The organism is Isoptericola sp. NPDC019482 (assembly GCF_040632295.1).
Taxonomy (GTDB): domain Bacteria; phylum Actinomycetota; class Actinomycetes; order Actinomycetales; family Cellulomonadaceae; genus Isoptericola.
This window is the reverse complement of sequence record NZ_JBEYBQ010000029.1, coordinates 21692-47532: the sequence shown is the minus strand read 5'-3', so window position 1 is coordinate 47532 and position 25841 is coordinate 21692. Positions and strand designations below refer to the sequence as shown.

25 protein-coding genes and 1 tRNA gene are annotated in these 25841 nt (G+C 75.9%); 10 read left to right on the top strand and 16 right to left on the bottom strand.

From position 1 onward, the window contains the following. The first annotated feature begins 95 nt into the window (after positions 1 to 95). Positions 96 to 803 carry an SDR family NAD(P)-dependent oxidoreductase gene (locus ABZ493_RS16705; RefSeq protein ID WP_430583276.1) on the top strand — a complete coding sequence of 236 codons (708 nt, stop codon included), beginning with the start codon at positions 96 to 98 and terminating at the stop codon, positions 801 to 803. 18 nt (positions 804 to 821) lie between these two features. Here the strand turns inward: ABZ493_RS16705 and ABZ493_RS16700 are convergent, their stop codons facing one another. Genes ABZ493_RS16700 through ABZ493_RS16675 form a run of 6 tightly spaced genes read right to left on the bottom strand, consistent with a single transcriptional unit; the run spans position 822 to position 4353 of the window. Further along, positions 822 to 1307 carry a pyridoxamine 5'-phosphate oxidase family protein gene (locus ABZ493_RS16700; RefSeq protein WP_430583275.1) on the bottom strand — a complete coding sequence of 162 codons (486 nt, stop codon included), beginning with the start codon at positions 1305 to 1307 and terminating at the stop codon, positions 822 to 824. Positions 1308 to 1357: 50 nt separating this feature from the next. Next, the gene (locus tag ABZ493_RS16695) at positions 1358 to 1726 is read right to left on the bottom strand and encodes a Fic family protein (protein ID WP_430583274.1); all 369 of its coding nucleotides are present in this window, start codon (positions 1724 to 1726) and stop codon (positions 1358 to 1360) included. Next, positions 1723 to 1923, bottom strand: coding sequence for a hypothetical protein (locus tag ABZ493_RS16690; RefSeq protein ID WP_430583273.1), 201 nt, complete (start codon positions 1921 to 1923; stop codon positions 1723 to 1725). Before ABZ493_RS16690 ends, ABZ493_RS16695 begins: the two co-directional genes overlap by 4 nt. Before the next feature lie 20 nt (positions 1924 to 1943). Beyond that, positions 1944 to 2408: a MaoC family dehydratase gene (locus ABZ493_RS16685; RefSeq protein ID WP_430583272.1), complete on the bottom strand. Its 465-nt coding sequence runs from the start codon at positions 2406 to 2408 to the stop codon at positions 1944 to 1946. A 17-nt stretch (positions 2409 to 2425) separates the two neighbouring features. Next, positions 2426 to 3196, bottom strand: a complete 771-nt coding sequence (fabG, locus tag ABZ493_RS16680) for a 3-oxoacyl-ACP reductase FabG (RefSeq protein WP_430583271.1) — start codon at positions 3194 to 3196, stop codon at positions 2426 to 2428. Beyond that, positions 3193 to 4353, bottom strand: coding sequence for a zinc-binding dehydrogenase (locus tag ABZ493_RS16675; RefSeq protein ID WP_430583270.1), 1161 nt, complete (start codon positions 4351 to 4353; stop codon positions 3193 to 3195). The genes fabG and ABZ493_RS16675 overlap by 4 nt, the downstream gene beginning before the upstream one ends. Before the next feature lie 270 nt (positions 4354 to 4623). Here ABZ493_RS16675 and ABZ493_RS16670 point away from each other — a divergent pair, with 270 nt between their 5' ends. From ABZ493_RS16670 to ABZ493_RS16660, 3 genes are all read left to right on the top strand, one after another. Beyond that, a complete protein-coding gene (locus ABZ493_RS16670; protein ID WP_430583269.1) occupies positions 4624 to 5508 on the top strand; it encodes a hypothetical protein in 885 nt (294 codons plus the stop codon). 65 nt (positions 5509 to 5573) lie between these two features. Next, positions 5574 to 7244 carry a DNA polymerase Y family protein gene (locus ABZ493_RS16665; RefSeq protein ID WP_430583268.1) on the top strand — a complete coding sequence of 557 codons (1671 nt, stop codon included), beginning with the start codon at positions 5574 to 5576 and terminating at the stop codon, positions 7242 to 7244. After that, a complete protein-coding gene (locus ABZ493_RS16660) occupies positions 7237 to 10890 on the top strand; it encodes an error-prone DNA polymerase (RefSeq protein ID WP_430583267.1) in 3654 nt (1217 codons plus the stop codon). The genes ABZ493_RS16665 and ABZ493_RS16660 overlap by 8 nt, the downstream gene beginning before the upstream one ends. 9 nt (positions 10891 to 10899) lie before the next feature. Here the strand turns inward: ABZ493_RS16660 and ABZ493_RS16655 are convergent, their stop codons facing one another. Together ABZ493_RS16655 and ABZ493_RS16650 are read right to left on the bottom strand one after the other, a co-directional pair. Beyond that, positions 10900 to 11742, bottom strand: coding sequence for a zf-HC2 domain-containing protein (locus ABZ493_RS16655; protein WP_430583266.1), 843 nt, complete (start codon positions 11740 to 11742; stop codon positions 10900 to 10902). Then, complete coding sequence (locus tag ABZ493_RS16650) at positions 11739 to 12284, bottom strand: sigma-70 family RNA polymerase sigma factor (protein ID WP_430583265.1); 546 nt, start codon at positions 12282 to 12284, stop codon at positions 11739 to 11741. Before ABZ493_RS16650 ends, ABZ493_RS16655 begins: the two co-directional genes overlap by 4 nt. A 273-nt stretch (positions 12285 to 12557) precedes the next feature. Between ABZ493_RS16650 and ABZ493_RS16645 the strand changes: the two genes are divergently transcribed. Beyond that, the gene (locus tag ABZ493_RS16645) at positions 12558 to 12965 is read left to right on the top strand and encodes a hypothetical protein (RefSeq protein ID WP_430583264.1); all 408 of its coding nucleotides are present in this window, start codon (positions 12558 to 12560) and stop codon (positions 12963 to 12965) included. Further along, on the top strand, positions 12946 to 13686 hold the full coding sequence (locus ABZ493_RS16640; protein ID WP_430583263.1) for a cytochrome b/b6 domain-containing protein: 741 nt from the start codon (positions 12946 to 12948) through the stop codon (positions 13684 to 13686). The genes ABZ493_RS16645 and ABZ493_RS16640 overlap by 20 nt, the downstream gene beginning before the upstream one ends. Before the next feature lie 11 nt (positions 13687 to 13697). Here ABZ493_RS16640 and ABZ493_RS16635 read toward each other — a convergent pair whose 3' ends face one another. The 3 genes from ABZ493_RS16635 to ABZ493_RS16625 all read right to left on the bottom strand — a co-directional run bounded on the left by ABZ493_RS16635 (position 13698) and on the right by ABZ493_RS16625 (position 15284). After that, positions 13698 to 14153: a metalloregulator ArsR/SmtB family transcription factor gene (locus ABZ493_RS16635; RefSeq protein WP_430583262.1), complete on the bottom strand. Its 456-nt coding sequence runs from the start codon at positions 14151 to 14153 to the stop codon at positions 13698 to 13700. Beyond that, positions 14153 to 14800, bottom strand: coding sequence for an SRPBCC family protein (locus ABZ493_RS16630; protein ID WP_430583261.1), 648 nt, complete (start codon positions 14798 to 14800; stop codon positions 14153 to 14155). Before ABZ493_RS16630 ends, ABZ493_RS16635 begins: the two co-directional genes overlap by 1 nt. 88 nt (positions 14801 to 14888) lie before the next feature. Then, entirely contained in the window at positions 14889 to 15284 is a 396-nt protein-coding gene (locus ABZ493_RS16625) for a hypothetical protein (protein WP_430583260.1), read from the bottom strand. A gap of 35 nt (positions 15285 to 15319) precedes the next feature. Between ABZ493_RS16625 and ABZ493_RS16620 the strand changes: the two genes are divergently transcribed. Continuing rightward, entirely contained in the window at positions 15320 to 15982 is a 663-nt protein-coding gene (locus ABZ493_RS16620) for a hypothetical protein (protein ID WP_430583259.1), read from the top strand. Between the two features lie 19 nt (positions 15983 to 16001). Here the strand turns inward: ABZ493_RS16620 and ABZ493_RS16615 are convergent, their stop codons facing one another. Then, positions 16002 to 16796, bottom strand: a complete 795-nt coding sequence (locus tag ABZ493_RS16615) for an RIO1 family regulatory kinase/ATPase (protein ID WP_430583258.1) — start codon at positions 16794 to 16796, stop codon at positions 16002 to 16004. Between the two features lie 404 nt (positions 16797 to 17200). Between ABZ493_RS16615 and ABZ493_RS16610 the strand changes: the two genes are divergently transcribed. Further along, positions 17201 to 18097: an MBL fold metallo-hydrolase gene (locus tag ABZ493_RS16610; RefSeq protein ID WP_430583257.1), complete on the top strand. Its 897-nt coding sequence runs from the start codon at positions 17201 to 17203 to the stop codon at positions 18095 to 18097. 16 nt (positions 18098 to 18113) lie between these two features. On the opposite strand, the gene ABZ493_RS16605 is transcribed toward ABZ493_RS16610, so the two are convergent. After that, on the bottom strand, positions 18114 to 18938 hold the full coding sequence (locus ABZ493_RS16605) for a metal-dependent hydrolase (protein ID WP_430583256.1): 825 nt from the start codon (positions 18936 to 18938) through the stop codon (positions 18114 to 18116). 216 nt (positions 18939 to 19154) lie between these two features. Between ABZ493_RS16605 and ABZ493_RS16600 the strand changes: the two genes are divergently transcribed. Further along, a tRNA-Leu gene (locus tag ABZ493_RS16600) sits at positions 19155 to 19239 on the top strand. 107 nt (positions 19240 to 19346) lie between these two features. Here ABZ493_RS16600 and ABZ493_RS16595 read toward each other — a convergent pair. Continuing rightward, positions 19347 to 20585 carry an MFS transporter gene (locus ABZ493_RS16595; RefSeq protein WP_430583255.1) on the bottom strand — a complete coding sequence of 413 codons (1239 nt, stop codon included), beginning with the start codon at positions 20583 to 20585 and terminating at the stop codon, positions 19347 to 19349. Between the two features lie 217 nt (positions 20586 to 20802). Here ABZ493_RS16595 and ABZ493_RS16590 point away from each other — a divergent pair, with 217 nt between their 5' ends. Further along, complete coding sequence (locus ABZ493_RS16590; RefSeq protein ID WP_430583254.1) at positions 20803 to 21627, top strand: alpha/beta hydrolase; 825 nt, start codon at positions 20803 to 20805, stop codon at positions 21625 to 21627. Between the two features lie 32 nt (positions 21628 to 21659). Here ABZ493_RS16590 and ABZ493_RS16585 read toward each other — a convergent pair whose 3' ends face one another. Both ABZ493_RS16585 and ABZ493_RS16580 read right to left on the bottom strand, forming a co-directional pair. Then, entirely contained in the window at positions 21660 to 24851 is a 3192-nt protein-coding gene (locus tag ABZ493_RS16585; protein ID WP_430583253.1) for an AAA family ATPase, read from the bottom strand. 161 nt (positions 24852 to 25012) lie between these two features. Continuing rightward, positions 25013 to 25837, bottom strand: a complete 825-nt coding sequence (locus tag ABZ493_RS16580) for a hypothetical protein (RefSeq protein ID WP_430583252.1) — start codon at positions 25835 to 25837, stop codon at positions 25013 to 25015. Between the last annotated feature and the right edge of the window lie 4 nt (positions 25838 to 25841).

The window sequence follows — 25841 nt, the reverse complement described above, 5'->3', positions numbered from 1 at the left end:
GTGTGCCTCCCGGGCGGCCCGGCTGTCCTGGCCCTGCCGGTCCTACGACAGCCCGACGACTGCCTGCCGCGACGCGCGGCGGCGAGGCTGACGGCATGACGACGACACTGATCACCGGAGCGACCATGGGCCTCGGCGAGGAGACGGCGCGCCGGCTCGCGGCCGTCGGCCACGAGGTGTGGATCGGGGCCCGCGACGCGGGCCGCGGGCGCGCCGTCGCCGCGAGGATCGGGGCGCGCGTTGTGCCCCTCGATGTCCTCGACGACGCCTCCGTGGCGGCCGCGGCCGACCTCGTCGAGGCGGCGGGCGGCCTCGACGTGCTGGTCAACAACGCCGGGATCGAGCCCCGCCTCGCCGGCAACGCGATCCCGACGCCCGCGGACGAGACGGCGGCCGACGTGCTGCGGACGTTCGCGACCAACGTGCTCGGCGTCGTCCGCGTCACGCACGCCTTCTGGTCGCTGCTGCACCGCTCGGCGGCGCCCGTGATCGTCAACGTGTCCAGCGGCCTGGCGTCGTTGACCGGGCTGAGCGATCCGTACAGCCCGACGCACTTCTACCCGGGGCTCGGCTACCCGGCGTCGAAGGCCGGGGTGAACGCGCTGACCGTCCAGTACGCGAAGGCGTTCCCAGCTGCGCGCGTCAACGCCGTCGAGCCGGGGTTCACCGCCACCGCGCTGAACGGCTTCGCCGGGACGCAGACCGTCGCCGAGGGGGCCGAGACCATCGTCCGGCTGGCGCAGCTCGGCCCCGACGGGCCGACCGGGACGTTCGTCTCCCGGGACGGCGTGCTGCCGTGGTGACGGCCGCGAGCCCGCGCCTCAGAGCCACTCGCCGTCGCGCATGAGGGTGCGGCCGGCGAGCTCGTCGACCTCGCGCCAGGCCTGGACGCGGTGGGGGCGGAGCACGAGGTAGACGTCGTGCTCGCGGCCGGGGCGCGGGTCCCAGTCCGCCTGCGCGGCGTAGCCCTCGGCGAGCTCGGGCGGCGCCTCGGCGACGCGGACCGAGCGCTCCAGGACGGCGTCGATCATGACGACGTCGCGCGTCGCCCCGAGGGAGAGCCGTGCGGTGCCGGTGGCGAGCAGGTTGCGGCCGGTGCGCGACGTCGCCTCGAGCGCGAGGACGACGCGGTCGTCGATCCATGCCAGCGACAGCGGGACCAGGTACGGCACGGGCATGCCGTCGTCGGCCACCGAGGCGGTGGCGACCCACAGGTCCCGCGCGGGGGTGCGGAGCATCGCCAGGGTGTCGGCCAGGCGCTGTTCGCGCGGGCGGGGACCGGGGGCGACCTGCGGGTTCGTCGTCATGGCGTCATCTTGCCTGACCCGGTCGGGGCCGGGCAGGGCGGGCTGCCCGATCAGCGTGGCTGGGTGTGTGCCCCGAGCCAGTCGGCCATCGTGTCGAGCGCGAGGTGGGTGTCGGCGACCGTGAGCACGAAGTCGGCCATCTCGATCTGTCCGCCGACGAGCCGGCGGCCGTTCATGGCGTAGAAGACGTGCACGAGGATCAGTGGCAGCCGCTTGTTCCCGTCGTGCAGCGGGTGGAGGCGGTTGGCCGAGTCCATGAGCGCCGCGGCCTTGAGGTCGAGCCCTTCGTAGAGCTCGACGTCGTACATGCGCGACCTCGGCCTCTGGCACACGGAGTCCAGGAGGCCGAGGTCGCGCACCTGCCAGTCGTTGCGGTCGACGACGGCGAGGGCGTCGGTCAGGGCGACGTACCGTGTCACGCGAGGCGGTCCAGGGCTTCGCCCCAGGAGTCCATGGCGTCCGTGATGTAGGCCTGGATGTTCTCGTCGCCCGCCTCGTCGAGAAGCCGTTCGAGCGCCTCGCCCTGCGTCAGGTGCTGCGCCTCCGCGCGCGCCTTGAGCCGGTCGCGCACCGCGGTCGGCACCTTGATGGTCGTCATCTCCACCGGCGTGGTCATACCGCGAGTATACCCGCCGCCTACCGCTCGGGGACGTACAGCGCCAGCGTCTGTGCGACGAGCGCCGGCTTGTCGATCCCCTCGATCTCGACGGTCACCGTCGAGGCCAGCCGCACGCCCTGGGCGACGGTCTCGGCGCCCGTGAGCTCCGTCGTCGCGCGCACGCGCGAGCCGGCGGGGACGGGGTGCAGGAAGCGCACCTTGTCCAGGCCGTAGTTCATCGCCATGGCGACGCCGCCCACCTCGACCAGCGACGACGCCAGCCGGGGCAGCAGCGACAGGGTGAGGAACCCGTGGGCGATCGTCGTGCCGAACGGGCCGTCGGCGGCGCGCCACGGGTCGACGTGGATCCACTGGAGGTCCTCGGTGGCGTCGGCGAACGCGTCGATGCGCTCCTGCGCGACCGGGAACCACTCGCCCGTGGCTCTTTGCCCGACGGCGTCGCCCAGCGTGGCGGGGGAGGAGACCTTGATGGTCGTGCTCACGCCTTGCTCCACTCCCGTCACGCCTTCGGCCCGCCCGCCACGTAGAGCACCTGGCCCGAGACGAACGACGCCTCCTCGGAGCAGAAGAACGACACGGCGGCCGCGATGTCCTCCGGCTGCCCGACCCGCCCGACGGGCACGTCCTTGGCGGCCTCGGCGTGGAACTGCTCGGGCGTCATGCCGATGCGCTCGGCCGTCGCCGCGATCATGTCGGTGGCGATGACGCCGGGCGCCACCGCGTTGGCGGTGACGCCGAACTTGCCCAGCTCGATCGCGAGCGTCTTGGTGAACCCCTGCATGCCCGCCTTCGCGGCGGAGTAGTTCGCCTGGCCCCGGTTGCCCAGCGCGGACGTGCTGGACAGGTTGACCACGCGGCCCCAGCCGGCGGCGACCATGTGCGACTGCACGGCCCGCGTCACGACGAACGCGCCGCGCAGGTGCACGCGCAGCACGGCGTCCCAGTCGTCCTCGGACATCTTGAACAGCAGGTTGTCGCGCAGGATGCCGGCGTTGTTCACGACGATCGTCGGCGCGCCGAGCTCGTCGGTCACGCGCGCGACGGCGGCCTCGACCGCCGCGGCGTCGGCGACGTCCACGCCGATCCCGATCGCCCGCCCGCCGGCGGCGACGATGCCGGCGGCGGTCTCGGCGGCCTGCTCCTCCAGGAGGTCGAGGACGGCGACGGCGTGGCCGTCGGCGGCCAGGCGGCGCGCGGTCGCGGCGCCGATGCCGCGGGCGCCGCCGGTGACGACGGCGACGCGCGGGGTGGAGTCGGTGGTGGCGGTCATGCGGTGTTCCTCTCGTCGAAGGTGATGAGCTGGCGCAGCTGGGCGCCGGCGGCGAGCTGGTCCAGGGCGGTGGGCAGGTCCTCGAGCCCGATGCGGGCCGAGACGAGCGACTCGAGCGGCAGGCGGCCTGCGCGCCACAGGTCGATGTACCGCGGGATGTCGCGCCGCGGCACGGACGACCCGAGGTAGGAGCCCACGACGGTGCGGGCCTCGGCCGTCAGGGTCAGGGGCGCGACGGACGCGCGGGCGTCGGGGCCGGGCAGCCCGGCCGTGACGGTGGTCCCGCCGGGCGCGGTGAGTGCCAGGGCGGTCTCGAACGCACGCGCCGACCCGGCCGCCTCGACGACCACGGGCGCCCGCTCGCCGCCGTCGAGGGCCGCGTCGAGGGCCTCCGTGGGGGTGCAGGCCGTGGCGCCGAGGTTGCGGGCGAGGTCGAGCTTGGCGGGCACCGGGTCGACGCCCAGCACCTCGTGCCCCAGGGCGCGCGCCACGAGCAGGGCGGCCATCCCGACGCCGCCGAGCCCGACGACGGCCACGCGGTCGCCGGGCGCCGGGCGGCCGGCGTTGACGACCGCGCCGCCGCCCGTGAGGACCGCGCAGCCCAGCAGGGCGGCGACGTCGGCGGGCACGTCGTCGTCCACCGGGACGACGGAGGTGCGGTGCACGACGGCGTGGGTGGCGAAGGCGCTGGCGCCCAGGTGGTGGTGCACGAGGGTGGGGCCGCGGTGCAGCCGTACCGCGCCGCCGACGAGCGTGCCGGCCGCGTTGGCGGCGCTGCCCACCGAGCAGGGCAGCCGGCCGTCCGTGGCGCAGGCCGCGCAGGTGCCGCACCGCGGCAGGAACGTCAGGACGACGCGGCGGCCGGGGACGATGCCGTCGGGCTCGCCGTCGGCGTCGTCGGCGCTGTGCTCCGACCCGGCGCCGACCGCCTCCACGATCCCGGCGGCCTCGTGGCCGAGGAGCATGGGGACAGGGCGTTCGCGGCTGCCGTCCACCACGCTCAGGTCGGAGTGGCACAGCCCGGCGGCCTCGATGCGGACGAGGAGCTCGCCGGGGCCGGGCGGGTCGAGCTCGAGGGTGGTGGCACGCAGCGCCCCGGAGGTGGCGTACGGCGGAGGTGCTCCGGTGCGGTCCAGCACGGCGCCCACGATCTGCACGGTCGACCTCCTCGTCGTCGAGGGCCCAGTCTGCTCCCGAGAGCCCTTTCGTTCGACATACCGACTGCGCGGTATGTCGAGTGCAGCGTACACGAGCCGGGCGCTCACCCGGACGACCTGCGCGGTTGACAGCGGTCGCCACCGCGACGTCTACTGACAGTGTTCGAACAAGCGTTCGAACGCGATGTTCGCGTCGTGCTGGTCGTTGCTGGTCCATTGCTGGTCATGGTCCGCCGGGTCTCTCCCGCGTCGGGCCCGGGGGGAGGTCGCGTGACGGTCGTCGCCCCGCCGCGGACCGCGGCCCGCCCCCTGCCCGAGCGCGACCGCCCGCTCGACCGTGCCGCCGTGGACCGTGCCGCCGTGGACCGTGCCGCCGTGGACCGTGCCGCCGTCGCGCGGGCGGCGCTGCGGGCGGCGGAGCAGCGCACCGGCCAGCGGCCCGTGGAGCGCCCCGTCCCGCACCCCGGTCAGCGGCTCGGCGGTCGTGGGACGGAACCGGGCGGCCGCCTGCTGCCGGTGCACCCGGGGCTGGCGGGCCTCCTGCCCGACGGCGGCCTGACGGCGGGCACGGTGCTCGCCGTGCGCGGCTCGACCACCCTCCTGCTCGCGCTGCTGGCGGAGGCGTCGCGGTCCGGCGCGTGGGTCGCGCTCGTCGGCGCGCCGAGCGTCGGGATGCTGGCCGCCGCGGACGCCGGGATCGCGCTCGGGCGGACCGTGCTCGTGCCCGCCCCGGGCCCGGACGCGCCGGCGGCCCTCGCCGCGCTGCTCGACGGGATGGACGTGGTGGTCGTCGGCCCCGGCGCCACGCTGCTCGACGGCGACCGGCGCCGGCTGGCGGCGCGCGCCCGGGAGCGGGGCGCGGTGCTGGTGGCGCAGGCGGTGTGGCCCGGCGCGCACGTCACCCTGGACGCGCGGGGCGGCACCTGGTCCGGCGTCGACCACGGGGCCGGCTGGCTGCGCCGCCGCACCCTGCGCGTGCGGCGCACCGGGCGAGGGGCCGCCGCGCGCCCCCTCGAGGTCGAGGTGGACGTGCCGCTGCGGGTCGAGCGGGTCGTCGGCGGCCCTGCCGCGGCGGCCGCCGGCCCGCACGTCGAGCACGCCGCCGAGCCCGCCGGCGAGCCCGGCCGGCGGGCCACCCGGCTGCGGGTGGCGTGATGACGGTCGCGAAGGATCCTGGCGGGGGCGGGCCGGCTACGACCGGGGCCACCCCGAGGACGGCCGTGCTGTGGGTCCCGGACTGGCCGGTGGTCGCGGCGCTGGCGGGCGCGGGCCTGGACGCGCACGTCCCCGCGGCGGTGCTCGGCGCCCGCTCGGGGGGCGGGTCGAGCGCGGGGCACACCGTCGTGGCGGTCTCCGCGGTCGCCCGCGCGCAGGGGGTGCGGCGGGGGATGCGGCGCCGACAGGCGCAGGAGCGGTGCCCCGAGGTGGCGCTGCTGGCGGCCGACGACGCCCGCGACGCGCGGGAGTTCGAGCCGGTGGCGCTCGCGGCCGAGACGGTGGTGGCGGGCCTGGAGGTGGCCCGCCCGGGGCTGCTCCTGCTGCCGGCGGGCGGGGCCGCGCGCTACCACGGCTCCGAGCTCGCGCTGGCGCAGGCGCTGGTGGGCGCCGTCGCCGCGCGCACCGGGCACGAGAGCCAGGTGGGCGTGGCCGACGGGCTGCTCGCGGCGGTGCTCGCCGCGCGCGAGGACGCCGTCGTGCCCCCGGGCGGGTCCGCGGCGTTCCTCGCCGGCCGTCCGGTCGGGGAGCTGGTGCACGCCGTCTGCGACCCGGCCGGGGTGGCCGCCGTGCGGGAGGCAGCCGGGCTGTGGTGGCGGCTCGGCCTGCGCACCCTCGGCGACCTGGCCGCCCTGCCCGCTGCGAGCGTGCAGGCGCGCTTCGGCGACCTCGGCGCCTGGGCGCAGCGGCTGGCCCGCGGCGAGGACCTGCGCCCGCCGGCGCGGCGCCGCATCGAGGAGGACCTCGCCGTCGCGGAGGAGCTCGACCCGCCCGCCCTGCGGGTCGACGTCGCGACCTTTGCCGCGCGCCGCCTGGCCACCGCGCTGCACGACCTGCTCGCCGTGCGCGGGCTGGCCTGCGGGCGGCTGCGGATCACCGCCCGTACCGCGGGTGCCGACCTCGGCGGGGACGACGTCGGCGGGGATGCGGGCGAGGGTGCCGTGCTGGAGCGGGTGTGGCGCACGGACGACGCCGCGGCCGGCGGCATGAGTGCGGCCCGGATCACCGACCGGGTGCGGTGGCAGCTCGAGGGCTGGCTGACCGCGGCGTCCGCCCGGCGCGGGGGTGAGTCCGACCCGGTCGTCGCGCCGATCGCGCACCTGGCGCTGGCGGCGGAGGACGTCGTCCCGGCGACCACCCACCAGCCCGGCCTGTGGGGCGCGGACGCGGGCGAGGGCGAGCGCGCCCGGCGGGCGCTCGGGCGGGTGCAGGGGCTGCTCGGCGGGCACGCCGTGCTCACGGTGGAGCTGCAGGGCGGCCGCGGCCCCCGCGACCGGGTGCGCCTCGTGCCCTTCGGCACCGAGGGCGGTGCGGGCCGCGACCCTGGGCTGCCCTGGCCGGGCGCCCTGCCCAGCCCAGCGCCCGCGGGTCTGCCCGACGAGCCCGTGCCCGCCCGCGTGCTCGACGCCGCGGGGCACGACGTCGTCGTGGACGCCCGGCTCGCGATGAGCGGCGAGCCCGCCGCCGTCGCGTGCGGCGGCGGTCGCGGGGCGGACGGTGCGCGGGACGTCGCCGCCGTGACGGGGTGGGCGGGTCCCTGGCCGCTCGCCGAGCGCTGGTGGTCGGCGGGCGGGGGCGCCCGCCGCGTCTACCTGCAGGCGGTGCTCGACGACGGGCGGGCGCTGCTGCTGGCGCAGACCGGCGGCGTGTGGCAGGTGGAGGCCTTCTATGACTGAGCGGACGACCAGCGGGTACGCCGAGCTGCACGCGCACTCGGCGTTCAGCTTCCTCGACGGCGCGTCGCACCCGGAGGAGCTGGCGGCCGAGGGCGCGCGCCTCGGGCTGGAGGCGCTGGCCCTGACCGACCACGACGGGCTGTACGGGGTGGTGCGCTTCGCGGAGGCGGCGCGGAAGCTGGAGCTGCCCACGGTGTTCGGCGCCGAGCTGCACCTGCCCGCCCCGGTGACGCCCGGGGCCGCGCCGGGCACCGCCGGGAGCCGTCCGGTGCTCGACCCGCCCACCGGCGTCCCCGACCCGCGCGCCACCCACCTGCTGGTGCTGGCGCGCGGCGACCAGGGCTACCGCAACCTGTCCCGGGCGATCGCGACCGCCCACCTGGACGCGGGGGTCAAGGGCAAGGCCCGGTACGACCTCGAGCGGCTCGGCGCCGAGGCGGGCGGCGAGTGGCTGGTGCTCACCGGGTGCCGCAAGGGCGCCGTCCGGCGCGCGCTGACCGCCCCGGCCGGCGGCGTCGACGCGGCGCGGCGCGAGCTCGACCTGCTGGTCGCCACGTTCGGTCGCGACAACGTGGCCGTCGAGCTCACCGCCACGGGCGACCCGCGGGACGCCGACCTGCACGATGCGCTCGCCGCTCTGGCCCGCGGCGCGCGGCTGCCGGTCGTCGCGACCACGGACGCGCACTACGCCCGCCCGCGCGACGCCGACCTGGCCGGCGCGCTCGCCGCCGTCCGGGCGCGCTCCTCGCTGGACGGCCTGGACGGCTGGCTGCCCGGCGCCCCGGTCGCGCACCTGCGCTCGGCCGCCGAGATGCGGGCGCTGCACCGGCGCCACCCGGGCGCCGTCTCCGCGGCGGCGGGGCTCGCGGCGGAGTGCGCCTTCGACCTGCGCCTGGTGGCGCCGAACCTGCCGCCCTACCCGGTGCTGGAGGGGCACGACGAGGCCAGCTGGCTGCGCGAGCTGGTGCGGCGGGGCGCCACGGACCGGTACGGCCCGCGGCCCACGACGGGCGGTGCCGGGAACGCCAATGCCTGGAAGCAGATCGACCACGAGCTGCGCGTCATCGAGGACCTGACGTTCCCCGGCTACTTCCTCGTGGTCTACGACCTCGTGGAGTTCTGCCGCCGGGAGGGCATCCTGTGCCAGGGCCGGGGGAGCGCCGCCAACTCGGCGGTCTGCTACGCCCTGGGCATCACCGCGGTCGACGCCGTGAAGCACGGCCTGCTGTTCGAGCGCTTCCTCGCGCCGGAGCGCGACGGGCCGCCGGACATCGACATCGACATCGAGTCCGGCCGACGCGAGGAGGTCATCCAGCACGTCTACGCGAAGTTCGGCCGGCAGCACGCGGCGCAGGTCGCGAACGTCATCTCCTACCGGCCCCGCTCCGCGGTGCGCGACGCCGCGCGCGCTCTCGGGTACGACGTCGGGCAGCAGGACGCGTGGAGCAAGTCCATCGAGCGCTGGGGGTCGCTGCGTGGCCCCGACCCGGCCAGCCCGGCGGCCGACGCCGCGGCGCAGGCCGCCCGGGCGGCCGCGGGCTCCGGCGGCTCCGGGGGCGGGACGCCGGCGAACCGGACCGCCGCCAAGGACGCGCGCGTGGCCGCGCTGTGGGGTCCGGCGGAGTCGCTCCCGGACCCGCGGCAGCCACGCGCTCCGGGCGGGGGTCGCGCCGAACGTCCGCACGCGGGGCACCTGCCGGGGACCGGCCGGCGGGACTGGTCGCCGACGCTCGGCCACCGGCAGGGCGACCCGCAGGGCCGCCGCCGCGTCGTCGACCCCCTCGCGACGGACGAGGGGGAGGTGCGTCGTGCCGACGACGCCCACGACGTCGTGCCCGCGCAGCAGCCGCCGTCGGCCGAGGAGGAGGGGCAGATCCCCGGCCCGGTGCTCGACCTGGCCGACCGCATGCTGCGCCTGCCGCGCCACCTGGGCATCCACTCCGGCGGGATGGTCATGTGCGACCGCCCGGTGATCGAGGTCTGCCCCGTGGAGTGGGCGCGGATGGAGGGGCGCACGGTGCTGCAGTGGGACAAGGAGGACTGCGCCGACGCGGGGCTGGTGAAGTTCGACCTGCTCGGCCTCGGCATGCTCACCGCCATCCGGTACGCGTTCGACTCGATCGAGCAGCAGACGGGGGAGCGGCTCACGCTGCACGGCCTGCCCGACGACGACCCGGCGGTGTACGACCTGCTGTGCGCCGCCGACACGGTCGGGGTGTTCCAGGTGGAGTCGCGCGCCCAGATGGCCACCCTGCCGCGCCTGCAGCCACGGACGTTCTACGACATCGTCATCGAGGTCGCGCTCATCCGCCCCGGCCCCATCCAGGGCGGGTCCGTGCACCCGTACATCGAGCGGGCGCGGGGCCGCGAGCCGGTGACGTTCCTGCACCCGCTGCTGGAGAGCTCCCTCGGCAAGACCAAGGGCGTGCCGCTGTTCCAGGAGCAGCTCATGCAGATGGCGATCGACGTCGCGGGCTTCACCCCCGCCGAGTCCGACCGGCTGCGCCGGGCGATGGGCTCCAAGCGGTCGGTCGAGCGGATGGAGGCCCTGCGTGGTCGGCTCATGGAGGGGATGCGGAAGAAGGGCGTGGACGACCCGGCCGTGCGCGAGGAGATCTACGACAAGCTCAAGGCGTTCGCCGACTTCGGCTTCCCCGAGTCGCACGCCTACTCGTTCGCCTACCTCGTGTACGCGAGCTCGTGGCTCAAGGTGCACCATCCCGCCGCGTTCTACGCCGGCCTGCTGGCCGCGCAGCCCATGGGGTTCTACTCGCCGCAGTCGCTCGCCGCCGACGCGCGCCGGCACGGCGTGCAGGTGCTGCGGCCGGACGTCAACGCCTCGCGGGCACTCGCAGGTGTCGAGCGGCTGCCCGACGCGGAGACCGGCCTCACTTCCTCGGCCGGCGAGGACCGGGGCTTCGGGCCGCCGCCCGACCCGGCGCTCGCGGTGCGCCTCGGGCTGAGCGCGGTGCGCGGCATCGGCGACGACCTGGCCGAGCGGATGGTCGCCGAGCGGATCGAGCGCGGCGCGTTCCGCGACCTGCGCGACCTGGCCCGCCGGGTGGGGCTCAGCACCGCGCAGCTGGAGGCGCTCGCGACCGCCGGCGCCACGGAGGGCCTGGGCGCCGGACGGCGGGAGGCGCTGTGGGCCGCCGGGGCGCTCGGGCAGGAGGGGCCGGGCACCCTGCCGGGCGTGTCCGTCGGGATGGACGCCCCGACGCTGCCGGGCATGACCCCGGTCGAGACGGACGTCGCCGACGCCTGGGCCACCGGCATCACGCCCGGCTCGACGTCGCCGCTGGAGCACGTGCGTGAGGGCCTGGAGAAGGCGGGGGTGCTCACCGTCGCGGGGGTGTGCGCCACCGAGCCGGGCCGCCGGGTGGCGGTGGGCGGCGTCGTGACGCATCGGCAGCGCCCGGGCACCGCGGGCGGCGTGACGTTCCTGTCGCTCGAGGACGAGACGGGGCTGCTCAACGTCATCTGCACGGCGGGGCTGTGGCGCCGCTTCCGGACCGTGGCGCGTGGCGCCCCCGCGATGGTGGTCCGGGGCCGGGTCGAGAAGGCCGACGGCGCGGTCAACCTGCTCGCGGAGCACCTCGCGCCGCTGCGGCTGCCCGTGTCCACCCGGTCGCGGGACTTCCGGTGACCGCCTCGTTCACCATCCCGTGGACCAGCCCTCCGGCCGCCCGGTGCCCGCCCACGTCGTGCCGTCCCGCGACTCGAGCCGCACCGATGTGACGTCGCTGGTGTCGCCGTCGAGCACGCCGCCCGCGGTGCAGGCGCCGTCGCGCACGACGCACGCCCCGAGCCGGGACTCGCGCGCGTCCGGCCCGGCGGTGACGACGACCTCGTAGGCGTCCTCCGCGCCGGGGTCGCGGACCACGACGTACGCCCACGACGGGTCGCCGTCGTAGAGGAACGCCGTGCCGACCGAGCGCGCCGTCTCGCCCGGCCCGGCGTCCGCGGCGACCAGGTCGGCCGCGGTGAAGGAGCGCCCGTCCGCGAGGTCGAGCACCTCCCGGTAGGAGGCGGCGAGCTCGCGGTCCGGCGCGGTGGCGGTCCAGACCGTCGCCCCGCCCGCCAGCACCAGGGCCGCGCCGGCGGCGGTGGCGAGCGCGCGGCGTCGGCCCCGGTGCCGGCGGACGGCGGACGCCGCCCCGGGCGTCCCCGCCGCGCCGGGAGAGCTCGGCGTCCCCGGGGCCTGCGACGGGCCCGCCATCCGCGCGAGCACCCGCCCCTCGAAGTCCGCTGACGGCTCGCGCTCCGGGGCGAGCAGCAGCAGCTCGTCGGCCGCGGCCGACAGCGCGGACAGCTCCTCCCGGCAGTGCTCGCACGAGGCGAGGTGCTCCAGGACGGCGGCGCGCGTCACGCCGTCGGCGGTGCCGGTGGCGACCTCCGCGAGAGCGTCGCGCAGGGGCAGGCCCCGCTCGGGGCCGTGCTGACCGAACGGCCCGTCGAACGGCCCGTCGAACGGCCCGGTCGGCCGGTCGGTCGTCATGGCGTCACCTCCCGCAGGGTCGCCAGCTCCTCGCGCAGGTGCCGCAGCCCCAGCCGGATGCGCGTCTTGGCGGTGCCCAGCGGCACCCCGGTCCGCTGGGCGACCTCGGCCCCGGTGAGCCCGAACACGGACGCGAGCACCACCGCCGTCGCCTGCTCGTGCGGCACGCGAGCCAGCGCGGCGTCCACCGTCGTGCCGGTGGCGACCCGCTCCGCGAGGCGGTCGGGCGCCACGAGCGTCTCGGCCATCACCACCGGGTCCACGGGGACGTCGCGCCGCACGCGCACGACGTCGATCGCGGCGTGCCGGGCGATCGCGAGCAGCCACGTCGTCGCGCGGCCGCGGCGCGGGTCGAAGCCGTCGGCGTGCCGCCACGCCCGGACGAACGTCTCCTGCGCCACCTCCTCCGCGACCGCCGGGATGCCCACCACGAGCAGCGCCAGCCCGTACACGCGTGCCTGGTGGCGGCGCACGAAGACGGCGGCCGCGTCCGCGTCGTCCGCGGCCATCCCGGCGAGGAGCGCCTCGTCCGACACCGCCATGACCTTCCTTACGGGCGACGGTCGCCGATGGATCTCTGCCCGCCCGAACTCGTCGGGTCGGGTCGTCGAGAGATCCGTGCGTCGCCGCGGCGCGTAAGGACGGGTGAGGGAAGGGCCGCGGACGGCGACGACGCCGCCGGGCCCGGAGGGAGAGGAACCATGTCCGGTCCGAGCAGGCTTGTCGAGATGGTGACCAGGTCCAGCGTCCGCCCGCCGGGGGAATCCGCGCCACCGGGACGCGCACCGGCGACCGCCCGCGGGCGCACGATCCGGGTGGCCGCCGCAGGGGCGGCGCTCGCGCTGCTCGCCGCGGGCTGCGGCGGTGACGACGGCAGCGGCGGCGGGAGCGGCGGGATGACCCTGGAGATCACCGCGCCCGACGACGGTGCCACGGTCGACGTGCCGTTCACCGTCGAGCTGTCGTCCAGCGAGGAGCTCGGCCCCACGGAGTCCGGCGCGCACCACGTGCACGTCTTCTTCGACGGGGACGACAGCGAGTACCAGGTGGTGGAGAGCGACAGCGTCGAGATCACCGACCTGCCCGCCGGCGAGCACGAGATCGACGCGTCGCTGCGCAACGCCGACCACTCGCCCGCCGGGGTCGAGACGTCGATCACCGTGACGGTGGGCGAGGGCGGCACGGGCGGTACCGGGGGTGGGGATGAGCTCCCGGGGTACTGACCCGCGGCGACGTCCGTCCACGCCCACGGTGGAGCGGAACCCGCGGCCCGCCCGCTGGTTCCACGCGGGTGCCTACGTGACGGTCCTCGTGCTGCTCGCCACCGGGTGGTGGCTGCTGCTGGGGCACGAGGGCAGCCCCAGCGTGGTCGCGCGCGCGACCGGCGTCTCGGACGCCGACCTGCACACCGTGAGCGGCTGGGTCCTGGCCGGGCTCGTGCTGCTCGCGGCGGTCCTGGGCGCGCGGGGCTGGCGCACGTTCTGGCGCGAGTCGGTCCGGTTCCGCCGGGGCGACGGGGCGTGGTTCCGCCGCTGGCCGGCGGCCGTCCTCACCGGGCGGTTCGGTCACCACGACGGCCGGTTCGACCCGGGGCAGCGCGTGGCGAACCTCGTGCTGGTCGGGACCCTGCTGACGCTGGTGGGTTCCGGTGTGGGGCTGGCGCTGGTCGGCGGCGGTCCCGCGTTCGTGTGGTTCGTGCGGGTGCACCGCGTCGCCACCTGGGTCGTGACGCCCGTGATCGTCGGGCACGTCGTCATCGCGTCGGGGATCCTGCCCGGGTACCGCGGGGTGTGGCGCGCCATGCACGGCGGCGGGCACCTGCGCGTGCCGGACGCCCAGCGGGTGTGGCCCGGCTGGACCGCCCGCGCGACCGGCGCGCCCGACCGGCCGGAGCAGCGCGACCGACCGACCCGCCCGGGGCCGCGCCCGCCAGACCGGACGTGACCGTCGGGCGGTCAGCCGGCGGCGCTCGCGGTGGTGCCGGCGTCGTCGGGGGTGTCGTCGAGTGGGGTGGAGCCGGCGGCGCGACGACGCGCGCGACGGCCGCGGGCGACCTCGGTCGCCAGCGCGTCGAGCGGCTGGGCGAACGGCTCCGCGAAGCGGGCCAGCCACAGGCGCACGACGTCGAGGCCGGCGTCGTCGACCGCGTAGAGACGGCGGGCGCCCTCGGGACGGACCGTGACGAGGCGCGCGTCGCGCAGCACCCGCAGGTGCTGGGAGACGGCGGGCTGCGAGATGCGGGCCTCGGCCTGCAGCGTGCCGACCAGGGACCCGGCCGGCTGCTCGCCGGCGGCGAGCAGCTCGAGCAGCCGCCGGCGGACGGGGTCGCCCAGGGCCTCGAAGACGCCGGGGCCGTCGTCGCGCCGGCCGTCGCCCGTGCCGTCGTCCCCCGCGGCGGCGCGGCTCGGCATCAGACCTCCGGCACCGTGGTGTAGAAGGCGAGGGTGCGCTCGGCCGCGGCGCGCGCGGCGTCCGGGTCGTCGCCGGCGGCGATCGCGGCGTCGGCCCATCCCGCGGCGGCGAAGCGGGCGAACTCGACGCCCTGGGGGGACAGGGACCATGCCTCCGCGGCCTTCGGGTCGAACGGGGCCCCCGGGTCGGCGACGTGGAGCCCCAGCCCCACGAGGCCGAGGTCCCAGCCGACGCCCGTGGCGCCGGGGCCGTACTGGTCCCAGAGCTCCTGCGGCACCGAGGCCTCGTGCACGAGCTCCAGCACGGTGTCGTCGCCCGCCTCCGTCAGGGACACCTCGAGCCAGGAGACGGAGCCGCCGAACTCCCACGTCACGGCGAAGGTCTCGGGGGCGTCGCAGCGCTCCACGGTGCCGCCGGCGTTCCCCTCGAGCTGGTACCGGCCGCCGACGGTCAGGTCGCCGCTGACGGGCAGGAACCAGCGGGCGATGCGCTCTGCGGTGGTGACGGCCTGCCACAGGTCGCGGCGGTCGGTGGCGTAGGTGCGGCGCGCGACGGCGATCTTCGTCGGCGCGCCGTCGCGCTCGCCGGTGCGGATCTCCCGCGTCACGAGGCCCGCGGTGGCGGCCGGGTCGATGGTGATGGTCATGGCGACCTCCCTGATCGATATAAGTAGACACTTATATACAACCACGGACCGGTCCGGCGGGGAAGTGGCTCGGCCGATGCGTGCGGGCTCAGTCGACGGGCGCGACGACGCACACGGAGAAGGTCGCCCGTCCCCGGCGCAGGAGATAGCGCACGTCCTCCGCGGCGCGTTCGGCCGCGAGCTCGTCCCGGTAGCTCCAGCGCACGGCCACCCAGAGGAGACCCCAGCCGGCCTCGTCGACGGCACCCGGAGTCGGCACGGCGGCGACGGCCTCGGCGGCCCGCTCGGCCACGGGCCGCGCCCGGTGCAGCTCCAGCACCTGCTCCGGCGACGTCACGACCGTCGACGCGGACTGGCCCACGTGCAGTGCCGGCAGGTCGAACCGTTCGGACAGGTCCTCCAGGTCGCCCGCGCCGAGCGCGAGGCCGAGGTCCGCGAAGAAGGTCGCCAGCGCCTCGTCGTCGTACGCGGCCGGTGTCCCCATCCGCCCACGGTAGCCCCGTGGCATCATCGGCGCTCATGAGCCGTCGTCACGCGCGAGGTCCCCTGCCCGCCGTCGTCGCCCTGACCGTGAGCGCGACCGGGTGCCTCGCCCTGAGCGCGTGCGCCGGCCTGACCGGTGCCGCCACCGCGGGCCCGTCCGACGGGCCCGCGACCCAGGGCGAGATCGCCGCGGCGGCGGAGGCCTGGGGCGCGGCCCCGCGGTACGTGCTCACGACGTCGGCCGAAGGGTTCGCGGCGGTGCCGATGGCGGCCGGCGTCTACGGGGCCGAAGGGTTCTCCCTGCACTTCGGCAGCGAGTCCGGGCACGCGTTCATGCTCTCGGCCGTCGAGGGCTCGATGTCCGCGGACGACTGCCCGACGACGCCGGTGCTGGGCGTCGGCGAGGAGGAGTCCGACGGCCCGGTGACGTGCGTCGAGGAGGACGGCGCGTTCCGGCGCACGGCCGGGGAGGCCGAGGAGTACGCGGTCGTGCGTGACGGCGCCCTCGTGCGCGTCTCCGGGAGTGCCGTCGACCACGACGCCCTCCGCGCAGCGGCCGCGAACGTCCGCACCCCCACGAGCGCGGAGCTGGCCGCGCTCGTGGAGGGCACGCCGAGGGACCCGGACCCCCAGCTCGAGCGCGGCGACCTGCCGCCCGGCGACGGCGCACCCGACAACTCGGTCGGTGCGGGCGGCTGACGGAGGCGTCGGGGCGCGCTCACCAGGCCTGCGCGAAGACGTCCGCGAACAGCTCGTCGGGATCGACCTCGAGGCCGCGGGACGCGAACCACGTGCACACGTTGCGGCAGTCGCGGTGCAGCAGGTCCGCGCCGAACGGGTTGGCCACGAGGTCCACGACCTGCGGCAGGTCGATGATCACGAGGCGTCCGCCGTCGGCGCCCCCGTCGCTGCTCCCGTCGGTGAAGCCGTCGACGAGGATGTTGTACGGCGACAGGTCGCCGTGCGCCCACCCGAGCCGCGCGATGACGCCCATCCCGTGCCGCAGCTGCTCGAACCAGTCCGCGAGCTGCGTCCGTCCGGGGCGGGTGCGCGCGAGGCGCGGCGCGGCCTCGACCGTGCCGTCCGCCGACTCGAGGCCCACGAACTCGAGCAGCAGCTCGGTGCCGTCGATCTGCACCGGATAGGGCACGGGCGCACCGGCGTCCCACAGTCGGGAGAGGGCGAGGAACTCGGCGTCGGCCCACTGGGTCGCGGCGACGGCCTTGCCCCACGAGGACTTGCGGTCCTCGATGGCGCGCTGGTCGCGGGTGCGGCGCACGCGCCGCCCGTCGGTGTACTCGCCGTCGCGGTGGAACTGACGGTGGTCGCGACCGCGGTACCGCTTGGCGGCGAGCAGGCTGCGGCGGCTCGCGTCGTCGGGCACGGCGCGCTCGACGAGGAAGACGTCCGCCTCCTTGCCGGTCTTGAGCACGCCGAGCTCGGTGTCGAGCGCGGCGTCGGCGGTGACGACCCAGTCGGGTCGCGGCTCCGGGCCGCGCTGACCCTTGGTCACGGACGTCCAGGTGGACCACCGCTGGTCGGGCCCCGGCTCCACAGGGAGGTCTCCGGCCGCGTCGGCCCCGAAGGGGACGACAGAGGCGGGAGCGGCGGGGAAGGAAGAGAAAAGGGAAGGGGTGTGCTGGTGCACGCGAGACTCCTGCTCAGGTCGAGGAGCTCGGTCTCGGGCCCCTCAGGATCGGGTGGTGTCCGCCCGCCGGAGAGCCTCCGGGAGGGCGCGCATGACGACGTCGTCCATCGCTCTGCCCTCCTCACGTGCGGGCCCGCGCCGATCGCGTGCCGCCTGCAGGGAGCATGGCAGGCGCGCGCGGCGGTGGTCCACGGATTTATCCGACGGGTGGATGCGACGCGTTCGTGCGACGGGCCGCACCCGGACGTCGTCGTCCGTAGGGTGCGGGCATGGGGTTCGTGCCGGTGGTCACGGGGTCGCGCGGCGTCGAGGACGTCCTGGCCCGCACCGCCCGGCGGTTGCGCACCACGACCACCCTGGTGCTCGCGCCCGCCGGCGGCGATATCCGCGACGGTGCCGGCAACGGCGGCCGCTCCGCGCTGCTGGTCGACCCGGCGTGGGAGCCCGACGAGCTCGTGGCGATCGCCGCCGAGGTGGGCGACCGGGGCGGGCGGCTCGTCGCCGGGTACGCGACGCACGCGCACCACGACCATCTGCTGTGGCACCCGCGTCTCGGCCTCGACGTGCCCCGCTGGGCCACCGCACGGGCGGCGCAGGTCGCGCGCCGGGAGCGTGCGCGGTTGCTGGCGGAGGCGCGGGCCGACGCCGCGCGGTACGGGGGAGCGGTGCACCCGGCCGAGGTGCTCGATCTCCTCGGGCGCGTCGACCCGGTCCCGGCGGGCGAGCCCGGCGTCCCCGACCCGGCCGGCGCCCTGCCGCCCACGGAGCTCGTGGTGCACGACGGTCACGCGCCCGGGCACGGCGCGCTCTGGCTGCCGCGCAGCCGTGTCCTCGTGGCGGGCGACATGCTCAGCGACGTCGAGCTGCCGCTGCCGCTCGACGAGATCGCCGACGAGGCGGCGGGAGCAGAAGCCGCGGCCCGCGCCGTCGAGCGCTACCTCGCCGGGCTGGACCGGCTCGCGTGCCTCGCGACCCGGGCCGCCGTCGTCGTGCCGGGCCACGGGACGCCGACGTCGGACGCGACGGTCCGCCTCGACGCCGACCGGCGCTACCTCGACGCCGTGCTGGCCGGGCGTGCCGCCGACGACCCGCGCCTGGGGCCGCCCGGGGCCGCGGAGGAGGACCGGCGGCTGCGCGCGACCCTGGCCGGTGACGAGCCCCGCTGACGGGGAGACGTGGTGGTCAGCCGCCGATCGCGCCGGCCCAGGCCGTGACCTGCTCCCAGACCGGCTGCGTGTCGAAGCCCATCTGGCCCAGGGCCGCCCAGGCCACGCCGACGACGGCGTAGAGGCTGACGGGCGTCATGACGAGCCACTCCCGCCACGACCCGGCGTCGCCCAGGATCGGCAGCGACAGGTTGCCGCCGTCGCGCCACACGTCGTCGAAGGGCAGCACGCGGTAGCGGCGCACCCAGTAGGGGGAGCGGAACTTCAGCGGCCACAGCAGGGGGACGCCGGCGGTCGTGACCAGGTCGCCGAGCACGTGCACCGTGCAACCGAGGGCGACGGCCAGCGGCATCCAGTTCCACTCCTCGGGCGCGAAGACGGCCACGCACGCGGCCAGGAGCAGCGACAGGGTCCAGGTCCACCAGCGCCTGCCGCCCGTCACCTTCCAGGCGCGCAGGGCGAACGCGATGAGCAGGACCGCCATGACGCCGGGGCCGACCAGCACCTCGCCGAACGCCTCGGTGCTGATGGAGACCATGCCCATCACCCACGCGATCGCGGTGAAGACGGCGATGCCGAGGATGGAGTGGGTGCCGTTGCGGTGCCCGCCGGACACGGTCGCGACGAGCTTCGAGACGCCCTCGGAGACCGGGGGCAGGGAGTGCGCGATGGTGCCGCTGTGGTGGTCGGCGTCGGGCAGCAGGGCGGCGCCCGCGCAGACCAGCGCGCCGGTCATCACGCCGACCTCGGAGACCGGGTGCCAGCCGAACGCGAACGGCGCCGTCGACGTGACCGCGACCCAGGCGGCCGCTCCCGACGCGGCGTGGTGCCCACCCATCATGACCTGCGGCGCTCCGTCCCCGGCGGCCGGTTCGCCGCTGCTCGTCCCGTTCCTCATCCTTGACCGGTTGGTCCGGCCGGGCAGGACGCTACACGCCGCCGCCGACGCGCGGGCCTGTGACCTGGGAGGGTCGACGCGGTTTGCGAGAGCCCGCCCCCGCCGTGCTATGTTTTTCCCCGCACCGAGACGGCGCTGAGGCGCTGTCGAGGTCCACTCGTCCGGGTGGCGGAATGGCAGACGCGCTAGCTTGAGGTGCTAGTGCCCTTTATCGGGCGTGGGGGTTCAAGTCCCCCTCCGGACACTCGTTGAGACAGCGACGACGAAGGCCCCCTGGTCCACAACAGGGGGCCTTCGTCGTTCTCGTGCTCGGGCGGCCACGGCACCATGGCGGCCGGCCGATGGCGCAGGTCACGCCCGGGTGGGCAGCACCGGCCTCTGACGGCCGACGGTCGTGACGTACAGCACCAGGCCTGCGACCGTGAGGGCGGCGCCCGCCCAGACGGTGGACAGCGTCCCCCAGCCCGCGCCGAGGGTGATCGCACCACCGACGGCGCCGAGCGAGTTGGCCAGGTTGAGGGCGGCCAGGTTGAGGGCGCCCATGAGGGTCGGGGCGTCGGGCGCGAACCCCGTCAGGCGGACCTGGATGGTGGGGATGGCGAACATCATCGTCGCTCCGGTGCCGAAGAACCCGACGAGAAGCACCGTGAGGTTGCTCCCGGCCAGGCCGATGAGGACGAGGAAGAGCAGCACGCCCCCGTAGCCGTACAGCAGGCCACGGTTCTGGTACCGGTCGGCGATCCGCCCGCCCCAGCTGTTGCCGACCGCCATACCGACACCGAAGACGGCCAGCGCGATCGGCACGACGGACGGGTCCCGGCCGGCGGCGTCGGTGACGAACGGGCCGATGAACGTGTAGACGGCGAAGATGCTGGAGATGCCGAGGGAGGCGATAGCGACCATCAGCCACACGCTGGGCCGGCGCAGCGCCCCCAGCTCGTTCCGCACGGAGCTTCCGTGCAGGTCGCTGGTACGGGGCAACCAGGACACCAGTGCCGCGCCGGCGAGGAGGCCGAGGACGACAACCGCCCAGTACATGGCCCGCCAGCCGGCGTGCTGCCCGATGAACGTGCCGAGCGGCGATCCGAAGATCGTGGCCATGGTCAGACCGGCCATGACCGTGGCGAACGCCTTGCCGCCCTTGCCCGGGCCGTAGACGTAGGCGGCGACGACCGCGCCCGCACCGAAGAACGCGCCCTGCACGCTGCCCGTGACGAACCTGGCGGCCGTCAGCAGACCGATGGTCGGAGCCCACGCGGAGAGGGCGTTCCCGACGAGGAACAGGACGATCAGCCCGAGCAGCAGCGTGCGACGATTGATGCGCGCGGCGAACAGGGTGATGGCAGGCGAGCCGATCATGACCCCGAGGGCATAGGCGGTGATCGCGGAGGTCGCCACCGGGATCGACACGCCCAGGTCGGCGGAGAAGAGCTGGATGATGCCGTTGCTGCCGAACTCCCCGGTGCCGATGGCGAAGGTCCCCAGAGCCAGGGCGAGCAGCGCCAGCCGTGGATTGCGGATCGGGGAGGTGGCGGACTCGTGCCGCTCCTCCGCGGCCGTGCACTGACTCGCGTACGCCTGCTGGTGCATGGGCATCCGTCCTTGGTCGCGTCGGTGGCGCTGGCTGCTCCTGGCGAAATGCTCACGCAGCCCGATGGACGGCGTCTGGAGCGGCACGGGTCGGCACCGTCGCGGGCGTCCAGTGCCGCTCCAGTGGGACGGACGCGCGAGGGTCGCCCGGTCAAGGCACCGTCCACCGTCGCTCCGTAGCGTTCGAGGCCCGTAGACCTAGCAGAGGAGCCCGATCGTGTTCGGAAAGTCACTGAAGTCATGGGCCGCCGGCTCGGCGGTGCTCGTCGCGAGCATGGGACTGTTCGCCGTCGCGGCGAGCGCGCACCCGGGTGGACACCGCGGCCACCCGGCCACGAAGCCGACGGTCGTGCTGGTGCACGGCGCGTTCGCGGACAGCAGCGGGTTCGACGCGATCAGCCGTCGGCTGCTCGCGGACGGCTACCCGGTCGTCGCCGCCCCCAACCCTCTGCGCGGGGTCGCCTCCGACGCGGCTCAGGTCAGGGCGCTGCTCGAGAGCGTCGAGGGCCCGATCGTGCTGGTCGGACACTCCTACGGCGGCGCCGTCATCTCCTCGGCCGCCACCGGCAACGAGAACATCAGGGCGCTCGTCTACGTCGCGGCGTTCGTCCCGGAGACCGGCGAGAGCGTGGAAGCGCTGGTCGGAAAGTTCCCCGGGAGCACGGTGGGCGAGTCCCTCGAGCCGGTACCGCTGCCTGACGGTCTGGTCGATCTCTACATCGATCCGGCGGTGTTCCCCGAGCGTTTCGCGGGCGACCTGCCTGCGAAGGACGCCGCGCTCTATGCGATCTCGCAGCGCCCCGCGACCAACCAGGCTCTCGGTGAGCCTGCGCAGGGCGAGCAGGCCTGGCACTCGATCCCCAGCTACTACCTGATCAGTGGCGCGGACAAGATCATCCCGCCGGCCGCCCAGGAGTTCATGGCCGAGCGCGCCGGTTCGACGGTGCAGAAGGTCCGGGGCGCGTCGCACATGGTCTTCGCCTCCCGTCCGGACACGACGGTGGGCCTGATCGAGCGGGCGGTCCGTGAGACGGCGCGCTGACCGGGGCCCCCGCGACGGTTCCGCCGGGCGGCTCAGCCGCCGACCCTGCCCGACAGCTCGCGGAGCAGCCGCTCGGCGCTGCGGGCGAACAGGTGGGCCTCCCGCTCGGTCGAGAGCGTCCGGGCGCGCTCCGCTGCAGCCCGCACGACGTGCTCCGGTTCGCCTGACGCGTGCGCCAACCGTGCGTGCAGGAGCAGCAGGAAGCCCTCGGGGTAGCGCTGACCGTACGTCTCGAGGGCCTCGTCGGCGCGGACGAGCGCCGCAGCGGCCTCGGGCGGGCTGCCGGCCGCCAACCACATCTCGGCGAGCAGCCCGTACCAGGTCGCCAGGCCCGATCGCGGCGGGTCGAGCAGGGCGGTGGCGATGAGGTCCTCGGCGCGACGCGCGGCGGCTGCCGGGTCCCGACCTGTCAGCGCCTGCACCCAGCAGCGGGCCAGGCGCTGGTAGCCGCCCAGGAACAGGAAGGAGAACTCGGGATCCACGGCGATCCCGCGGTCCGCGGCGCGCAGCGCCCACGCCGGTTCCCCGGCCAGCGCCGCGACGGTGACGGTGAAGGCCGCCCAGACGGTGATCGCGTACGGGTCGTCGTGCGCGGAGAGCTCCAGGGCGTCGAGCTGCTCCCGGGCCGCTTCGACGTCGCCGTGCAGGGCGGTCATCAGGGCGAGCATCACGGGTGAGAGGAGCTGGAGGTCGTGCCGGAGCTGGGCCTGCTCGTGGCCCGCAGCCTCGTCGAGCATCGTCGTGCGCGACTTGCTCAGGTAGCGGAAGGCCTCACCGATGTTGCCGACGTCCCACTGATGGATGCCCCAGGCGTGCTGCCCGTAGGCCCGCACCACGGCGCTCGCCGACGTCTCGCCGTGGTCGAGGAGCCGGCGCGCCAGGCGGCCCGCGAGGTCGAGCTCGATCCCCTGGGAGTACCCGGCCCACCGGGAGAAGAGGAAGTCGGCGGCCACCACGTCGTGCCCCAGCCCCCGGGCCAGGTGCTCGGCGCGCTCCAGGACGTCGACGGCCGTGGCGACGTAGCCGGAGCGCATCCCGACCACGGCGGTGAGGTGCGAGAGGGCGGCGAGCTCCAGCTCGGCCAGCCCCGCCGCGCGCGCGACCTGTGCGGCCGCACGCAGGTGCTCGGCCGCCGCGCCGAACGCGGACTTTCCGGCGGCGCACCGACCCGCTCCGACCAGGGCAGCCGCCGTTCGACCAGGGTCGGAGAGCGGCCCGGCCGCCCACAGGTGGTGCGCGAGCCGTTCGGCCACCGGCGCGTTCTCGGGACTCGTCCGTTCCAGCGCGTCCGCCAGCCGGAGGTGCAGCCGGCGTGCGTGGGGAGGATCGATGCTTCCCGCGACCGACTCCCGGACCAGGTCGTGCGTGAAGCGGACCGCGAACGGGTTGTCCGGCGTCGCCTCGACCAGGCCCGCGACCTCCGCCGGCTCGAGCCGGGCGTGGCACGTCGGGACGTCGAGGCCCGTGGCCCCGGCCAGGAGTGCCACGTCGACCTCCCGCCCGGCGAGTGCGGCGAGGCACAGCAGCTCCCTCGTCCCTTCCTCCAGGGCGGCCGTGCGCCCCCGCACGACGTCGACGACCGACGACGGCACCCCCGCCCGTGCGACCGCGTCGGACGTGAGCGCACCGCCCTCGGCCAGCAGCCTGGAGAGCTCCCGGACGAAGAAGGCGTTCCCGCCGGTGCGGGCGTGGATGTCGACGGTGACCGCGAGGTCGGGTGTCTGCCCGGTCTCGCGACGGACGAGCTCCGCCACGTCGTCCCGACGCAGGGGTCCGAGCCTGATCCGACGCTGTCCCGGCGCGCGGCTCACCGCCGCGAGCATCCGTGCGAGCTCCGAGTTGGGCTCCGTGCCTCGGTCCCGGAGCGCGCCGATCACGACGGCACCGTCCGGAAGCCTCGCCGCGAGGTGGGCGAGCAGCCGCAACGAGGTGGCGTCGGCCCAGTGCAGGTCGTCGATGACCAGCACCAGCGGTCGGTGCGAGGCGGCGGTGCCGATCACTGTGACCACGTGCTCGAACAGCCGGAACTGCAGGTTGCTGTCGGGGATGATGTCTCCGGCCAGCAGGGCGTCGTGCGGCTCCAGCAGGTAGCCGAGCTCGCCGTCCAGCGCCTTCTTCCGCACGTCGGCGGGCAGGCTCTGCAGGATCGTCCCGACGGCCTGGATCCAGGGCCACATCGTCGGGGCTCCCGCGCCCTCGACGCAGCGCCCCCACACGGCGATGGCGTCCCGCCGCTCCGCCTCGGCCGCGATCTCCTTGAGCAGACGGGTCTTGCCGACCCCCGCCTCGCCCTCGATGAGCGCGAGGCCCGACCCCGCGGCGAAGGCCGGTTCCAGCACGCCGCGAAGCACCGAGAGCTCGTCCGACCGTCCCACGATCCCGGCCGGAGGAGACGCGTCCGCCAGGTCGGTGGGCGGCCCGGCGGGCGAGGGGCGTACGGGCCGGGATGCGGATCCGGCCGCTACCGCGGGTCGGCTCAGCACGCGTTCTCGGGCCTGCCGGAGCTCCGGGCCCGGGTCGATGCCGAGCTCCCGGTCGAGCCCGCGACGCGCCGCCTCGAACGCCGACATCGCCTCGGCGGGGCGTCCGGAGGACGCCAGAGAGGTGACGAGGCTCGCCTGGATCGGCTCGTGGAGCGGTTCCATCGTCGCGGCGAGGCGCAGGTGGGGCAGGAGCAGCTCGGAGCGGCGCAGGTCCGCGGCGAGCGCGGCCGCCTCCAGGCAGGCGTCGAAGAACTCGGCGTTGAGGCCGGCGAGGACCGCCGTCGCGACGGGTTCGTGCACCTGGCCCTCGCAGGCGGGGCCGCTCCAGAGCCCCAGCGACTCGACGTAGAGGTCGAGGGCCACCGCCCGGCGTCCGTCGTCCAGCGCGTCGCCGGCCCGTTCCACCAGCTGACGGAACGCGACGAGGTCCAAGGTCTCGGGCCCGGCGGTGCACAGGTAGGAGTCACCGCGTCGCGGCAGACAGGAGCTCGACCCGCGGGCGGGTCGGTCGGGCTCGAGAAGGTTCCTGAGCGCGCCGACGTACTTGTGGATCGTGTTGAGAGCGCTCGCGGGCGCCGCGTCGCCCCACAGGGAGTCGATCAGCTCGCTCGTGGCGGTCGGCCGGCCGACGCGCGCCAGCAGGATGGCCAGGAGGCGCGCCTGCTGACGCGGTCCGGCGTCCAGCTCGGTGTCCCCGCGCCAGAGCCGCAGAGGCCCGAGCACCTGCAGCCGCACGTCCATGGGCCCACTCCCGGCTCGGCTTGGGTGGCTGGCGCGGGCGGAGGTCAGGCGTGCCGCGCGTGATACCAGAGTTTATGCCGGTGGATGGCGCTGTCCCGGCCCCGCGCGGCGGGTGAAATTCCGCGTCGCGGGCGGCCTGGGCGCCGGACCCGGGCGGGAGGTCACACCGCCTGCGCGGGTGGGGCGGCGAACGCGGCGAGCGCCGCCCGGGTCTTCGTCTCCTGGGGCGCGCCGAGATCGACGCCCCGGCCTGCGAGGAACACCTTCGTCTCGGCCGCCGCCTGGAACGCCGCGGCCGGCGTCGCCTTCGTCGACAGCTCGAGGATGCGGTCGCCGTCGGGCAGGAACCACAGCTCGGCGGTCAGGCGCCGGGGCAGCCCGGCGGGGGAGAACCGGGCCTTGAGCAACGTCGTCGGCCCCAGCACGTCCAGGTCGTCGAGCGCGACGCCGGCCGGAAGGCGCGGCTCGAGCAGCGCGCGCTGCGTGCGGTCGAGCAGCCCGGGCAGCCGGCCGACGTCGCCCAGCAGCGCGCGGACGTCGTCGTCGGGCAGGGGCCGCGTCGACGAGCAGGAGCAGGTGAACCCGGCGGGCGACGCGTCCACCTCGACCTTGAAGCCCTCGGAGCGCCGCGCGCGGGCCGGGGCGTCCGCCGGCAGCATCGGGCGTACCTTCACCGTGAGGTCGCCGTCCTTGCGCTGCGTGCGCCGGGCGCGGACCACGAGCCCCGCGGCGGACAGGTCGAGCGCGGGCGTGTCGAGGAAAGCGACCTGGCGGATCGTCGCGTCGAGCGCGTCGATGCCGAGCCGGTCGAGGACCCGGCGATGGTCGGCCCCGGGCACGGTGAGCTTCAGCTCGACGGTGTCGACGTCGGGCAGCAGGGCGAGGACGGCGGCGAGGGTCTCCGCGTCGTAGGCGGGCAGCGGCGACGACGGCGAGGGCGCCGACGCCCCGCGGGGCTCGTGGGGCTGCGGGGACGTCCCGGTCATGGTG

Excerpts from the sequence above, each read along its gene's own strand:
- ABZ493_RS16705 (WP_430583276.1), top strand. The coding sequence starts at position 96 with ATGACGACGACACTGATCACCGGAGCGACCATGGGCCTCGGCGAGGAG.
- ABZ493_RS16700 (WP_430583275.1), bottom strand. The coding sequence starts at position 1,307 with ATGACGACGAACCCGCAGGTCGCCCCCGGTCCCCGCCCGCGCGAACAG.
- ABZ493_RS16690 (WP_430583273.1), bottom strand. The coding sequence starts at position 1,923 with ATGACCACGCCGGTGGAGATGACGACCATCAAGGTGCCGACCGCGGTG.
- fabG (WP_430583271.1), bottom strand. The coding sequence starts at position 3,196 with ATGACCGCCACCACCGACTCCACCCCGCGCGTCGCCGTCGTCACCGGC.
- ABZ493_RS16660 (WP_430583267.1), top strand. The coding sequence starts at position 7,237 with ATGACTGAGCGGACGACCAGCGGGTACGCCGAGCTGCACGCGCACTCG.
- ABZ493_RS16655 (WP_430583266.1), bottom strand. The coding sequence starts at position 11,742 with ATGACGACCGACCGGCCGACCGGGCCGTTCGACGGGCCGTTCGACGGG.
- ABZ493_RS16650 (WP_430583265.1), bottom strand. The coding sequence starts at position 12,284 with ATGGCGGTGTCGGACGAGGCGCTCCTCGCCGGGATGGCCGCGGACGAC.
- ABZ493_RS16640 (WP_430583263.1), top strand. The coding sequence starts at position 12,946 with ATGAGCTCCCGGGGTACTGACCCGCGGCGACGTCCGTCCACGCCCACG.
- ABZ493_RS16635 (WP_430583262.1), bottom strand. The coding sequence starts at position 14,153 with ATGCCGAGCCGCGCCGCCGCGGGGGACGACGGCACGGGCGACGGCCGG.
- ABZ493_RS16630 (WP_430583261.1), bottom strand. The coding sequence starts at position 14,800 with ATGACCATCACCATCGACCCGGCCGCCACCGCGGGCCTCGTGACGCGG.
- ABZ493_RS16625 (WP_430583260.1), bottom strand. The coding sequence starts at position 15,284 with ATGGGGACACCGGCCGCGTACGACGACGAGGCGCTGGCGACCTTCTTC.
- ABZ493_RS16620 (WP_430583259.1), top strand. The coding sequence starts at position 15,320 with ATGAGCCGTCGTCACGCGCGAGGTCCCCTGCCCGCCGTCGTCGCCCTG.
- ABZ493_RS16610 (WP_430583257.1), top strand. The coding sequence starts at position 17,201 with ATGGGGTTCGTGCCGGTGGTCACGGGGTCGCGCGGCGTCGAGGACGTC.
- ABZ493_RS16605 (WP_430583256.1), bottom strand. The coding sequence starts at position 18,938 with ATGATGGGTGGGCACCACGCCGCGTCGGGAGCGGCCGCCTGGGTCGCG.
- ABZ493_RS16595 (WP_430583255.1), bottom strand. The coding sequence starts at position 20,585 with ATGCACCAGCAGGCGTACGCGAGTCAGTGCACGGCCGCGGAGGAGCGG.
- ABZ493_RS16585 (WP_430583253.1), bottom strand. The coding sequence starts at position 24,851 with ATGGACGTGCGGCTGCAGGTGCTCGGGCCTCTGCGGCTCTGGCGCGGG.
- ABZ493_RS16580 (WP_430583252.1), bottom strand. The coding sequence starts at position 25,837 with ATGACCGGGACGTCCCCGCAGCCCCACGAGCCCCGCGGGGCGTCGGCG.